At 71.9% G+C, this 12,990-nt stretch carries 13 protein-coding genes; 6 read left to right on the top strand and 7 right to left on the bottom strand.

Annotation, left to right across the window (positions count from 1 at the left end; genetic code table 11):
* Positions 1–179: 179 nt before the first annotated feature.
* From xerC to dapF, 3 genes are read right to left on the bottom strand one after another with little or no spacing between them, the layout of a single operon-like run.
* Complete coding sequence (gene xerC / locus DFQ59_RS16175) at positions 180–1,091, bottom strand: tyrosine recombinase XerC (RefSeq protein ID WP_114280763.1); 912 nt, start codon at positions 1,089–1,091, stop codon at positions 180–182.
* A complete protein-coding gene (locus DFQ59_RS16170) occupies positions 1,091–1,792 on the bottom strand; it encodes a DUF484 family protein (protein WP_114280762.1) in 702 nt (233 codons plus the stop codon). Before DFQ59_RS16170 ends, xerC begins: the two co-directional genes overlap by 1 nt.
* Positions 1,789–2,622: a diaminopimelate epimerase gene (dapF, locus tag DFQ59_RS16165; protein WP_114280761.1), complete on the bottom strand. Its 834-nt coding sequence runs from the start codon at positions 2,620–2,622 to the stop codon at positions 1,789–1,791. The genes DFQ59_RS16170 and dapF overlap by 4 nt, the downstream gene beginning before the upstream one ends.
* Positions 2,623–2,863: 241 nt before the next feature.
* Between dapF and DFQ59_RS16160 the strand changes: the two genes are divergently transcribed.
* Positions 2,864–3,166, top strand: coding sequence for a hypothetical protein (locus tag DFQ59_RS16160; protein WP_147275276.1), 303 nt, complete (start codon positions 2,864–2,866; stop codon positions 3,164–3,166).
* A gap of 9 nt (positions 3,167–3,175) precedes the next feature.
* On the opposite strand, the gene lysA is transcribed toward DFQ59_RS16160, so the two are convergent.
* From lysA to DFQ59_RS16140, 4 genes are read right to left on the bottom strand one after another with little or no spacing between them, the layout of a single operon-like run.
* The gene (lysA, locus tag DFQ59_RS16155) at positions 3,176–4,435 is read right to left on the bottom strand and encodes a diaminopimelate decarboxylase (RefSeq protein WP_114280759.1); all 1,260 of its coding nucleotides are present in this window, start codon (positions 4,433–4,435) and stop codon (positions 3,176–3,178) included.
* Between the two features lie 3 nt (positions 4,436–4,438).
* Positions 4,439–4,591, bottom strand: a complete 153-nt coding sequence (gene lptM, locus DFQ59_RS16150) for an LPS translocon maturation chaperone LptM (protein ID WP_114280758.1) — start codon at positions 4,589–4,591, stop codon at positions 4,439–4,441.
* Between the two features lie 53 nt (positions 4,592–4,644).
* Positions 4,645–5,631 (bottom strand): FecR family protein, encoded by a 987-nt coding sequence (locus tag DFQ59_RS16145; RefSeq protein WP_114280757.1) that lies wholly within the window; start codon positions 5,629–5,631, stop codon positions 4,645–4,647.
* Positions 5,632–5,664: 33 nt separating this feature from the next.
* The gene (locus DFQ59_RS16140) at positions 5,665–6,183 is read right to left on the bottom strand and encodes an RNA polymerase sigma factor (protein WP_114280756.1); all 519 of its coding nucleotides are present in this window, start codon (positions 6,181–6,183) and stop codon (positions 5,665–5,667) included.
* 297 nt (positions 6,184–6,480) lie between these two features.
* Between DFQ59_RS16140 and DFQ59_RS16135 the strand changes: the two genes are divergently transcribed.
* The 5 genes from DFQ59_RS16135 (at position 6,481) to DFQ59_RS19935 (ending at position 12,988) form a co-directional block, all read left to right on the top strand.
* A complete protein-coding gene (locus tag DFQ59_RS16135; RefSeq protein ID WP_170142198.1) occupies positions 6,481–8,760 on the top strand; it encodes a TonB-dependent receptor in 2,280 nt (759 codons plus the stop codon).
* 98 nt (positions 8,761–8,858) lie between these two features.
* A complete protein-coding gene (locus DFQ59_RS19940; RefSeq protein ID WP_170142197.1) occupies positions 8,859–8,999 on the top strand; it encodes a hypothetical protein in 141 nt (46 codons plus the stop codon).
* An 80-nt stretch (positions 9,000–9,079) separates the two neighbouring features.
* Positions 9,080–10,549, top strand: coding sequence for a radical SAM/SPASM domain-containing protein (locus tag DFQ59_RS16130; protein ID WP_114280754.1), 1,470 nt, complete (start codon positions 9,080–9,082; stop codon positions 10,547–10,549).
* The gene (locus DFQ59_RS16125) at positions 10,518–11,837 is read left to right on the top strand and encodes a radical SAM/SPASM domain-containing protein (RefSeq protein ID WP_114280753.1); all 1,320 of its coding nucleotides are present in this window, start codon (positions 10,518–10,520) and stop codon (positions 11,835–11,837) included. Before DFQ59_RS16130 ends, DFQ59_RS16125 begins: the two co-directional genes overlap by 32 nt.
* 2 nt (positions 11,838–11,839) lie before the next feature.
* Complete coding sequence (locus tag DFQ59_RS19935) at positions 11,840–12,988, top strand: radical SAM/SPASM domain-containing protein (RefSeq protein ID WP_170142196.1); 1,149 nt, start codon at positions 11,840–11,842, stop codon at positions 12,986–12,988.
* The last annotated feature ends 2 nt before the right edge of the window (positions 12,989–12,990 follow it).

The raw sequence follows: 12,990 nt of genomic DNA, 5'->3' as shown, positions 1-12,990 counted from the left end.
TGTTTATCCGTAGATTGCGCAGATTACACGGATGACGTCCATGGACTGTGCGGTTCGCGGACGGAGTGCAGCTGCGTCAGCCCTTCATCCTGCATGGCGACGGGGTTGTCGCGAAGACCCCATGCCGGCTCGGTGCGGTAATCTGCGTCATCTGTGTAATCTGTGGATAGTTCGGGTTTTCAATCGCGGCTTTTCTTGCGCCGGGCGCGGGGGTGGGCCTGGTCGTAGACCCGGGCGAGGTGCTGGAAGTCGAGGTGGGTGTAGATCTGGGTGGTGCCGATGTCGGCGTGGCCGAGCAGCTCCTGCACGGCGCGGAGATCGCCGCTGGACTCCAGGAGGTGGCTGGCGAAGGAGTGGCGCAGCATGTGCGGGTGCAGGGGGACCTCCAGCCCCTGCTGCAGGGCCCGGCGGCGCACCCGCTGCTGCACCGCCCGCGGGCCGAGGCGGCGGCCGCCGCGGCCGGTGAACACGGCGGTCTCCTCCGCCGCGGCGAGCCCGGCACGGAGCTGGAGCCAGGCGCCGAGGGCCTCCCGGGCCAGGCGCCCCACCGGCACCACGCGGGTCTTGCGCCCCTTGCCGATCACCCTGACGGTGCCGTCGCGCAGGTCCAGATCCTGGAGATCGAGTCCCGTCACCTCGGCCAGGCGCAGACCGGAGGAGTAGAGCAGCTCCAGCAGCGCCCGGTCCCGCACCACGAGGGGATCCTTGCCGTCGAAGTCGAGCAGGCGGGCGGCCTGGTCCACGTCGAGGGTCTCGGGCAGCTTGCGCCGGACCTTGGGGGCGCGTACGCCGAGGGCGGGGTTCTGCGGCGCGCGTCCCTCGCGGGCCAGCCAGTTGTAGAGGGCGCGCAGGGCGGCCAGCAGCCGCTGCAGGCTGCGCCCGGAGAGCCCGGCGCGGTGGCGCTCGGCCACCAGGGCGCGGACATCGTGGACGCTGAGCCGGTCCCAGGCGCCGGCGCCGCGCGCGGCGAAGAAGGCGGCGGCGGCGCGCAGGTCCCGGCCGTAGCCGGCGCGGGTGTGGGGGGAGAGGTTGCGCTCGTCGCGCAGGTGCCCGAGGAAGCGTTCGATGTCCGCGTCCAGGGGGGAGGGCATCAGCCGCTCCGTTCGGCCAGCCGTTCGGCCGCCGCCGCCACCGCCGCGCCGATGTGGCCGAGGAACAGCTTGCCCATCTCGGGATGGAAGCGCTGTTCGTCGTAGCTGCCCACCGCCAGGATCCCGGTCTCACCGTGCTCGCCCAGGGGGATGAGGGCGGCGGAGCAGATGAGATCGGCCTGTTCGCCGAACAGGTAGAGGAGCTGGGAGGGCTTGGGCCGCCCGCAGACCGGCTTGCCGGCGCGCAGGACGTTGCCCAGCGACGGCTCGGCCGTCTCCCGCCGGGTGAACTCCGGGGATTCCCCGCCGGCGTCCGGTTCCAGGAACAGGCGCAGGACCGCCCGGTCGGCGTCGAACTCCTCGCGCAGATCGCGCAGGACCCGGGCGGGCAGGTCCTCCAGTCGCTCCAGTTCCATCAGTCCGAGGGTGAAGCGCTGCAGCCGCTCCAGCAGGCGGTCGTTCTCCCGCGCCGCCTCCACCATCTCCATGATGCGCCGGCGCAGCTGGCGGTTCTGGTCGCGCAGGATGGTCACCTGGCGCTCCACCAGGGAGACCGCGCTGCCGGTCACGTGGGGGACGTTGATCTCGGCCAGGAGATCGCTGTGGTAGGTGAAGAAGTCGGGGTGGGCGCGCAGGTAGGCCGCAACCCCCTTTTCGTCGCAGCCGGCCTGGTCGCTGGCTGCCGGTTTGTTCTTGCTCATAGTTCCAGTTGTCCCTCGAAGACCCGGGTTGCGGGTCCGGTCATCCAGACGGGGTGCTTGCGCCCGCCCTGCCAGCGGATGCTCAGCCGCCCGCCCGGAAGATCCACCCGCACCCGTTCCGCCAGCCAGCCCAGCTGGCGGCCGGCCGCCACCGCGGCGCAGGCGCCGGTGCCGCAGGCGAGGGTCTCGCCCGCGCCCCGCTCGAAGACCCGCAGGCGGATGTGATCCCGGCGCACCACCTCCATGAATCCCACGTTGACGCTCTTCGGGAATGCCGGGTGGGCCTGCAGGGCGGGCCCGAGCCGCGCCACCGGGGCGCTGTCCACGCTGTCGACGCGGATGACCGCGTGGGGGTTGCCCATGGACACCGCAGCGAAGCTGACCGGGCCGTCCTCCAGTTCGAGCGTATAGCGCTTACGGGCGCGGTCGGCCTGGAAGGGCAGGGCGGTGGGCTCGAACCGCGGCCGGCCCATGTTCACCGTCACCTGGCCGTCGGGCTCCACCCGCAGGGTGATTGCCCCGCCCTTGGTCTCCACGCTGATGCGCCGCTTCATGGTCAGGCCGTGGTCGCGCACGAAGCGGGCGAAACAGCGCGCGCCGTTGCCGCACTGCTCCACCTCGCTGCCGTCGGCGTTGAAGATACGGTAACAGAAATCGGTTTCCGGGCTGTGGGGCGGTTCCACCACCAGCACCTGGTCGCAGCCGACGCCGAAGTGGCGGTCGGCCAGCTGCCGCGCCAGTTCCGGGCTCATCCGGACGCGCTGGGTGACGGCGTCGATGACGACGAAGTCGTTGCCGAGGCCATGCATCTTGGTGAATTTCACTGTCATCGGCCAAGATTACCGGCAGTGCCGGTCAATGCAAAGCCCGGCCCTGGTGGAGTCCCGCCGCGAGCGCCGCAGGCCGCTGCGCGGTACGCCTGCGGGTGTCTCCGGGTGCGGCACATTAAACTTCACCGCGGCGGCGGCATCAAACCGGATAGGGAACCGCCGTCTGATCGGGTGCGCCCGCTGCCGGGGCGCCGGGCGGTTCCGCCGGACCGGCCATCGGGCATTGTCCCGGGGGGTGAACGTGAACGGTTGTCTGCGGGCGGCGCTGGCCGCCATCCTGCTGGGCCTGCCGGCGCTGGCGCCGGCGGAGGCCATCCCCTTCGGCGAGTACCGCCTGCTCCGCGAGGGCATGAACGAGGCGGAGATCCTGATGCGGGTGGGGCCGCCGGACTGGGTCAGCGTCAGCGGCAGTCCCTGGGGCGTGGAGCGCCGCACCTGGTACTACATCCCCGACGGCAGCTACTCGGGCGACTGGCTCACCCGCGTCATCTTCAACCACAACGGGGTGGTCATCCGCCTGGAGCGCACCCCCGCCTGGCAATGAGGGATGCGCTCACGCCGGCGGCAGCGATTCGCCGGCGAAGAGCTCCGCGACGCGCTCGCGCCGCCGCACCAGGTGGGTCGCGGTGCCGTCCACCAGCACCTCCGCGGCGCGGGGGCGGGCGTTGTAGTTGGAGCTCATGGTGAAGCCGTAGGCGCCGGCCGAGCGCACCGCCAGCAGATCGCCCTCCGCGAGCGCCAGTTCCCGCTCCTTGCCCAGGAAGTCGCCCGTCTCGCACACCGGGCCCACCACGTCGTAGAGGGTGAGCGGCAGGTCGGTGCGGGGCCTGAGGGGCAGGATCGCCTGCCAGGCGCCGTAGAGCGAGGGCCGCAGCAGGTCGTTCATGGCCGCGTCCACGATGGCGAAGTTCTTGTGGTCGGTGTGCTTGAGATACTCCACCCGGGTCAGCAGCACCCCGGCGTTGGCGACGATGGCGCGGCCTGGCTCGAGGATGATCTCGAGGTCCCGGTGCGCGCGGTCCTCCAGCAGGTTGCGCAGGGCCGCGGCGTGCACGATGGGCTCGGGCGGCGTCTCGTCCCGGTAGCGCACGCCGAGCCCGCCGCCCATGTCCAGGTGGCGCAGGCGGATGCCGTCGGACTTGAGCCGGTCCACCAGGCCGATGACCCGCTCCAGGGCGTCCACGAACGGGGTCACGTCGGTAAGCTGGGAGCCGATATGGCAGTCCACGCCCACCACCTCGAGGTGGGCCAGGTCGGCGGCGCGGGCATAGGCCTCCGGGGCCCGCTCCATGCTGATGCCGAACTTGTTCTCCTTCAGCCCGGTGGAGATGTAGGGGTGGGTGCGGGCGTCCACGTCCGGATTCACCCGCAGGGAGATCCGGGCCCGGGTGCCGATCTCGCCGGCCACCCGGTCGAGCCGCTCCAGCTCCGCCTCCGACTCCACGTTGAAGCAGTGGATGCCCACCTCCAGGGCCCGGCGCATCTCCTCCTCGCGCTTGCCCACGCCGGAGAAGACCACCTTCGCCGGGTCGCCGCCCGCGGCCAGCACCCGCTCCAGCTCGCCCACCGAGACGATGTCGAAGCCGGAGCCAAGCCGGGCCAGCACGCTGAGGACGCCCAGGTTGCCGTTGGCCTTCACCGCGTAGCAGATGCGGTGCGGATGGCCCTCCAGCGCCCGGTCGAAGGCGTGCCAGTGACGCTCCAGGGTGGCGCGGGAGTAGACGTAGAGGGGAGTGCCGTGCTCGGCGGCGATGGCCGCCAGCGGCACCTCCTCGGCGAACAGCTCGCCGTCCTGGTAGTGGAAGTGGTCCATCGCTCAGCGGTCGGCGGGCTGCGACTGGGCGGGCGGCTCCCGGTCGGGCAGGTAGAGATCGCCCTTCTGACCGCAGCCGGCGGTGGCGAGGATGCTCAGGAGCCCCAGGGCGGCGATGACGCCCCAGAGCAGGTACTGGGCCCAGCAGGTCTTCATGGGAAACTCCCCGGTGCAAAAAAGCGTATGTTACTCCCGCCGGGCGCCCGGTTTCACGTCCCGTCGCCGCTGCCGGGGGCGGCCCGCGCCAGCAGCGCCACGGAGCCGTCGGCACGCTGGACGACCGTCAGCGGCAGGACTGCCTCCAGGGTCCGCAGCAGCCCGTCCGAATCCCCGATGGAGAATCTTCCGCTGACCCGCAGCCCGGCGAGGGCGGGATCCCCCAGCCGCACCGGGGCGGCGCGATAGCGGTTCAGCTCCTCCACCACCTCCGCCAGGGGGGTGGCCTCGAACAGGAGCAGCCCCCGCAGCCAGGCCGTGGCCCGCTCCAGGGCGGCCGGGCGGGGCGTTCCCAGCCCCCCGTCGGCGGAGTAGTCGAGCCGTTCCCCGGCGCCGGCGCTCGCCTCCGCGCCGGCCAGGCGGACCGCGACGGCGCCCTCGGTGACGGTGACCGTAGTGCCGCCGGCGCCGATGCGCACGCCGAAGCGGGTGCCGATGTCCCGGATCCGGCCGCCGGCGGCCTCCACCACCAGGGGGCGCGGATCCCGTCCCACCTCGAGGAAGATCTCGCCCTGTTCCAGGACCAGGCGCCGCCGGGCCGGGGTGTAGTCGAGGCGCAGCTCGGTGGCGGTGTTGAGGTGAACCACCGTGGCGTCGGCCAGCCGCACCACCTCCTGCGCCCCCCGGGCCGTGTGCAGCCGGGCGGGATCACCCATCAGGCCGGGCAGCAGCCAGCCGCCGGCGAGCCCCGCCGCGGCGAGCCCCGCCGCGAGGGCGGCCATCCAGCGTCTGCGCCGGACCCGGTCAGGCACGCCGGGCCGGGCCGCGGGGGCCGGGTGCTGCGCTTCCAGCGCGCCCAGGTCCCGCCACATCGCTTCCACGGAGCGGTATGCCTCCCCGTGCTCGGGCGCCGCCGCGAGCCAGCTTCTGAACGCTTCCCGCTCCGCCGGGCGCAGATCCGGGGCACGCAGGCGGGCGAACCAGCGGATTGCCGCGGCGCCAGGGTCGCTTCGGGTATGGGGGGCGGGTGTGCAGGGCATGGAGAGGAGTCTAGCCCGGATGGCCCATGGGATTCACCCGCTGCCACCGCCCTCCAGCCGGGCCCGGCAGTGGGCGAGTGCCCGCACGATGTGCTTCTCGACCATGTTGCGGGAGATCCCCAGCTGGGCGGCGATTTCCGGGTAGCTCAGCTCCCTGAAGCGGTGCAGCAGGAACACCTCGCGGCAACGTGGGGGCAGTTCGTCGATGGCCTGCCGGAGCAGCGCCAGCTGTTCCCGGCCGGCGAGGGTGCGGGCCGGGTCCGGGCCGCCCGGGTTCTCGAGCGTGGCGGCGGTGGCGGCATGGCGGTTGCGCACCTCCCGGCGCCGCAGCTCGTCCACGCTGAGGTTTGCCGCGGTGCGGAACAGGTAGCCGCGCAGATCGGCCACGCTTCCCTCCGCACCCGCCGCCAGCACCTGGGCGAAGGCCTCCTGGGCCACATCCGCCGCCTGCTCCCGGTTGTGCAACCGGGCGGCGAGGAAGGCGTGCAGCTCCCGCTGCGCCTCGCGATAGAGCGCCAGCAGTCGCTGGGTGTGGTTGCGGTCCTGGTTCACGGCGGCGTCTGGTCAGCTCCTTTGCCACGGACAACCCGCGCTTCCCGGCGTCGCGGTGTCCGCACCGGCCCATGACTGATGCAAGGCCGGTGCCAGAAAAAATGCGCGATGAAACCGCCGCCGGCCGGCGCCGGCCGTGCGTCGCTGCGCCAAATAACTCAGTCGCCGGGGCATAACCCCGAGCCCGAAAAAAATTTCCCGCGATCAGGTCAGGGGTTGATAGCCCTATTCGTCGTACGTGTTTGAGACCGGACAGTTCGGCCTGTGATTGACGCGAGGGAAACCATGAGAAAAAGAATGAGGACGGCAGCGGGTGTGCTGTTGGCGCTCTGCCTGTGGATGCTGCAGCCGGTCGTGGCCCTGGCCGCCGATGGCGAGGCCTTGCGCATCGGCCCGCAGCCGCTCGGCAGCGCCCTGCAGTCACTGGCCGCCCAGGCGGGGATCCAGATCCTGTTCCCGGCCGAGGCGGTGGCGGGGCTGGAGACGCCGGGGCTGGAGGGACGCTACACCCCGGAGCAGGCCCTGCGGCGCCTGCTGGCGGGCACCGGCCTGGGATTCCGCGCCACCGCCGCCGGGAGCTATGCGGTGGGGCCGGGGCTGGAGAGCGCGGCGGCTGCCCCCGGGGCGGCTCCCGGCGCCCAGCGGCTGATCACCGTGACGGCCACCCGCACGGAACGCGAGGTCATCGATGTGCCCGCCAGCGTGTCGGTGGTCACCGCCGAGGAGATAGCGCGGCAACACGCGGCCAAGCCCGAGGATCTGCTGCGCAGCCTGCCGGGGGTGGATCTCACCTACATGTCCGGCTCGGCGGCCGCTGGCATTCCCGTCCTGCGCGGCCTGGGGCAGAGCTTCGCGGGGACGACCACCCAGTCGCTGCTCAACGGCATGCCCGTGGAGCCGCTGGCCATCACCCGTCGCTACCTGTGGTACGCGGTGAGCCCGGAGAGCATCGATCGCATCGAGGTGGTCCGCGGCCCCGGTTCGGTGCTCTACGGCCCGAGCGCCATGGGCGGGGTGATCAACGTCATCACCAAGCGGGGCGCCGGGGAACCCTTCGCCCGCATCAGTGCGGGGGCGGGCTCCCACGCCGCCCGGGGGCTGTCCCTGTCGGCCGGCGGAACGGCCGGGGATTTCGACCTGTTCCTGGCCGCCAGCGCGCATGAGTCGGACGGCTTCGTTCAGCTCACCGGGACGCCGCCCCCCTGGCGCGACTGGTTCGACTACGACTACCGGGATCTGGACGGCCGGGACTCCCGCGAGCGGAAGGTCAGTGCCCGGCTGACCTGGTGGCCCGGCGAGGCCACGGATCTCGCCCTGGGGGTGCACCATTTCGAGAACGAGGGCGCGGTGCTGGGAGGCCACCCCAACTACCGGATCGAGCAGGAGGGCACCCTGCTCGACGCCGCGCTGAACCACCACTTCGCCGGCGGGCAGCTGCTCAAGGCGAAGCTGGCCTACTCCGATGTCTCCGCGCCCAGGCGAACCTACGACTACTACGAGTACCTGGGCACGCTGGAGGAGTTCTACCACGACCGGGAGGACGAGGAATCCTTCAGCGCCGAGCTCCAGCTCGATTTCCACCCGCTAGAGGGCAACACCCTGACCCTGGGCGGCGTCTGGTGGGATGGCCGCTGGTCGAGCAGCGAGTACGGGCCCGACGGCGAGCTGTGGGGCGAGATGAGCCACAGGAGCAGGACCTATGGCCTCTTCGCTCAGGATGAGCACCGCTTCGACCGCCTCACCCTGACCCTCGGCGGCCGCTATGACATCTACGAGCACTACGACTACGAGGCCTACGGAACCGCCAAGCCCGACGCGGACGATGCGGTCTTCACGCCCCGTGCGGGCCTCAGCTATCGGCTCCGCGACGGGCTCGCCCTGTATGCCTCCGCGGGTACCGCCTACATCCCCGCCCCCAACAGCCTCAAGTACCGCAGCGGCGGCATGTGGGCCGACAACCCGGACCTCGAGCCCGAGACCGCCGTCTCCTACGAGACGGGACTCAAGTTCGAGTCGCTGGCCGGCTTCCTCGACGGCAGCGCCGCGCTCTACCACACCACCTTCAAGGACAAGATCGCCCGGGGTGAAGTGGAGACCGGCACGGGGACCAAGTCCCAGTTCCAGAACCTCGGGGAGACGCGGGTGCTCGGTTTCGAGCTGGAGTTGAACACCCGCCTCGGCCGGTACTGGCAGCCCTTCTTCAACTACACCTACACCGACTCGGAGATCACCGAGAACCCCTCCGATCCCGCCCTGGAGGGCAACCGGACCGCGAACACGCCCAGGCACAAGTTCAACATCGGGCTCGCCTACGACAACCCGGAACTGCTCACCGCCCAGGTCATCGGCCGCTACGTGGGCGAGCGCTATTTCGAGGACAGCAACGCCGGGTACTCCCGGGCCGACAGCCACTTCCTGGCCGACGTGAAGCTGTCGCGGAGCTTCCGGGTCGGCGCCGGGCCCGAGTGGGTCGCCTCGCTCGCCGTCGACAACGTCTTCGACGGGACCGGCTACGGCTTCTGGTACGAGCGCCTGGACGGCCGCAGCTGGTGGCTGGAGTTGGCGGCCCGGTTCTGAAGGCTGATCCGTGATTGACCGATTCGAGGCGCCGCCCCGGCGGCGGCACCGACCGTTTTCGCCCGGCCACAGGGCACCCAACCGTTAAGGAGAACACTATGGAACTGAGCGAAATGAAGATCGTCGAGATCGAGTTCGAGCCCCTGGAAGGATTCGAGGATGAGTTCCACGAGATGACCGCCTGTGCCTGCTGCGGCACCCAGGGTGGCATGAAGTGCGGCTGCGGCCCCCGCTTCTGATCCACCGTTTCTGAACTGACAATCCGTTAGAGTCTGCGCCCCGTGGCCGGGCGAGCCGACTGCAACGAAGGGAATCGACCATGCAAGAGACACTGCCCCGCGCCGGGGATTTCCACGCTTTCGAACACGAGGGCCGCTGGTACCTCTTTCTCACCCTCCCGGTGGCGGTGTTCGCCATCGACGCCGGCACCGGCAAGGTGCTGGCGCGGCGGGAGGCCGGCATCGAGCCGGCGGACGAAGCGGAGCGGGAGCGGCTGGCCGCGGCCGGACGCTTCATCGCCGAGTACATCCGCCGCGCCCCGCCGGCCAAGCCCCTGCGCGCACCGGCGGACATCACCGACAAGGTGGCCGGCCTCTACCTGTTCGTCTGCCAGGACTGCAACCTGCGCTGCAGCTACTGTTACGGTGACGAGGGGGAGTACGGCAACCGCTGCAACATGAGCGAGGAGACCCTGGAGCAGACCTTCGCCACCTTCTACGGCGAGCGCGACGGCAAGCACTTCCTCACCTTCTTCGGCGGCGAGCCGCTGATGAACTTCCCCCTCATGCGCCGCACCGCCGAGCTCTGCGGCGAGCACCGGGAGCGGGGCCGCGCCGACGTGTCGCTGGGCATTGTCACCAACGGCACCATCTACAACGAGAAGATCCGCGAGTTCTTCCGCGACCACATCGACAACGTCACCTTCAGCCTCGACGGCCCGCCGGAGATCAACGACGCCCAGCGCCTGAGCAAGTCCGGCCACAGCGTCCACGCCGCCGCCGAGCGCAACATCCGCCGCCTCACCGGAGACGGGCGCTTCAACTGGGCCTTCCGCAGCATCGTCACCAGCCGCAGCTACGACCGGGTGGAGGAAATATTCGACCACCTGGACGCCTTCGGCTCCGGGGGCATCGGCCTGGTGGACGTGGACGTGCCCCCCGGGCACCCCCTGCACGTGGACGACGCCCAGTACCGCGAATTCCTCGCCCAGATCGTGGAGGTCAACCGCAAGGGACTGAAGAGCTTCCTGGAGGGCGACCAGGCGGTGGCCTTCGAATACCCCTTCTACATCCTGTTCTACCTCATCTCCCGCAGCCACGCCCTCTACCACTGCAACGCCGGCAGCAACCTGCTGGCGGTGACCGCCGAGGGCGACGTCTACCCCTGCCACCGCTTCGTGGGGGAGGAGTCCTTCCGCATGGGCAGCGTGGCCGACCCGGAGCTCACCCGGAGGCCGCGGTACCAGCAGCTGCGCCAGCGCTTCATCGACCTGACCGTGGACGATCGGCCCGCCTGCCGCGACTGCTGGGCCCGCTACCTCTGCGGCGGCGCCTGCGTGAAGCATGCCTGGTCGCAGCACGGCGACCTGGCCGCGCCCGTGGAGCGTCACTGCCTCTACATCAGGACGGTGGTGGAGGCGCTGTTGCCGGAGCTGGCCGCCGTGATGGCCGACCCGGCCCGGCGCGACGCCCTGAAGGAGCGGCTGGCGGGGGCCATCTCCCACCGCTACGGAACCACCACCTGGCCGGAGGCGAGCGGTGCTGAGTCAGACGCACATCATCCGCGGTGAGGGGGAGGACATCCTCTTCTTCCCCGCCACCTTCTCCCTCTACCGGCTCCCGCCCGGGCTGCGGTCGCCGTTGAGCGTCTCCGATCTCGGCCCCGGGGGCGCGGCGCTGCTGGCGGCGGAGGCGGAACGTCACGAGCGGCTGCGCCCGGCGCCGCCGCTGCCCGCGGCACCCACCAGCCTGTGCCTGTACGTGGCCCAGGACTGCAACCTCGCCTGCAGCTACTGCTACAACGACGGCGGCAGGGCGGCGGGGAGTGTGCAGCGCATGAGCCCGGCAGTGGCGGAGGCGGCCCTGCGCCGCTTCTTCACCGAGCCGGGCGAGCACTACGCGGTGAGCTTCTACGGCGGCGAGCCGCTGCTCAACCGCGCGGTGGTGGAGCGGACGGTGGCCTTCGGCGAGCGGCTGGCCGCCGAGCGCGGCTTCCGCATCGCCTTCCACATGACCACCAACGGCACCCTGGTGGACGCCAGGGCGCTGGCGCTGCTGGCGCGTTTCGCCACCGTCACCGTCAGCCTCGACGGTCCGCCGGCGGTGCACGACCGCCACCGCCGCAGCCGCCGTGGCACCGGCAGCCACCGGCGGGCGGTGGCTGCCCTGCGCGCCCTGCGCACGCTCAAGGGGCCGCGGGTCACGGTGAAGGGGACCCTCACCGTGGCCGGCGCGGAACGCTACGGGGAAACCGCCGCCTACCTCAACGCCCTCGGCGCCGACGCGGTGGGGCTGACGCCGGTCTTCGCCCCGCCGGGCCATCCGGCACGCCTGAGCGATGCGGCGCACGAGCGCTACGTGGCCGACTACCTCGCCATCCACTGCGACCCGGAGCGGGCCCTGGAGGCGCCGCTGCAGCACGGCGAGGCGCTGGGGCTGATGGGGCGCATCCTGCGCCGCCAGCGGGTCCACCGCCACTGCCACGCCGGGCGCGATCTCGCCGTGGCCGCCGACGGCAGCCTCTATGCCTGCCACGGCCTGGCCGGCGTGGGTGCCTTCCGCATGGGCCACGTGGAAGAGGCCGCGCCGTCGGCCGAGTTCGGCGGGGTGGCGGCGCGTTTCGCCGTGCTGGGGGTGGACGCGGCCGAACCCTGCCGCGGCTGCTTCGCCCGCTACCTCTGCGGCGGCGGCTGCTATGCCCACGGTCACTTCCTCCACGGCGACCCGGCGCAGCCCGATCCCCGCCACTGCGACCTGGAGCGCCGGCGGCTGGAGCACGTGCTCCGGGGCCTTGCCGCCATCCTGCGGGACCCGGGGCGCCGGACCCGGCTCAAGTCACTGATCGCCGGGGAGGGCTGAACGTGTCCGGCACCGCCACCAGGCCCGCCCGCCTCGCCAACGTCACCCTGCTGGTGGCCCAGGCCTGCAACCTGCGCTGCGGCTACTGCTATGCGGACGGCGGCAGCTATGGCGCTCCCGCCCAACGCATGGCGGCAACGACCCTGAAGCGCGCCCTGGAGCGGCTGCTGCCCCTGGCCGGTCCGCGCCTCACCCTCTCCTTCTTCGGCGGCGAGCCGCTGCTCAACCTGCCGCTGCTGGAGGCGGCGGTGCTGCTGGGGCGGCGCCTCGGGGAGACGGCCGGGGTGGAGGTCCGTTTCGCCCTGACCACCAACGGCACCCTGCTGGAGGGGCGGGCGCTGGAGTTCGTCACCCGCCACGTGGACTTCCTGGCGGTGAGCCTGGACGGCGAGGCGGCGGTCACCGACCGTGCCCGGCGCTTTCGCCGCGGCCGGGGGAGCGTCCACGCCCGGGTGTGCGCCGGGCTGGAGCGGCTGCGGGCCGCCGGCGTCCCCTTCGGGCTGCGCGCCACGGTGACCCCGGAGAGCGCCCCACGGCTGGCCGATAGCGCCGGACACCTGGCGGGCCTGGGGCCGGTCTCCCTGCGCCTGGTGCCCGACTTCGGCGCCACCCCCTGGCCGGAACCGGCCCTGGCCGCCCTGGTGGCGGGTTTCGACACCCTCCACCGCGAGGCCCTGGCCCGCGCCCTCACCGGTCATGTCCCCCTGGGAGGCGAGGCCCTCTACCCGCTGCTGGCCCATCGCGTGCAGGGCACGGTGCGCGAGCGCCCCTGCGCCGCCGGCGAGGCGGTGGTGGCGGTGGCCGCCGACGGCGCCGTCTACCCCTGCGACCATTTCGTGGGCAACGCGGCGTTCCGCATGGGCTGCGTCCACGATGGGGACTTTCCGGGACCCGAATTCGCCCGGGTGCAGGCGCGCCTGGCGGCCAACACCGTGGCGGCCCGCCCCGCCTGCCGGGCCTGCGAGGCGAGCCATCTTTGCGGCGGCGAGTGCCCGGCGGTGGCGGCGGCGGGCGGTGGCGGCATCGCGGGCGCCGACGGCGCCTTCTGCCGCTTCAAGCGCGAGACCACGGCCCGGCTGCAGGCGCTGCTGGATGAGGTGGCGCCGGTCGGGGAGCTGCCGGCGCCCCTGTGCGCCCTGGTGGAGGGGTGACG

Origin of the sequence: Thioalbus denitrificans (assembly GCF_003337735.1) — a bacterium.
Classification (GTDB): domain Bacteria; phylum Pseudomonadota; class Gammaproteobacteria; order DSM-26407; family DSM-26407; genus Thioalbus; species Thioalbus denitrificans.
This window is presented reverse-complemented; position numbering and strand designations above follow the sequence as displayed.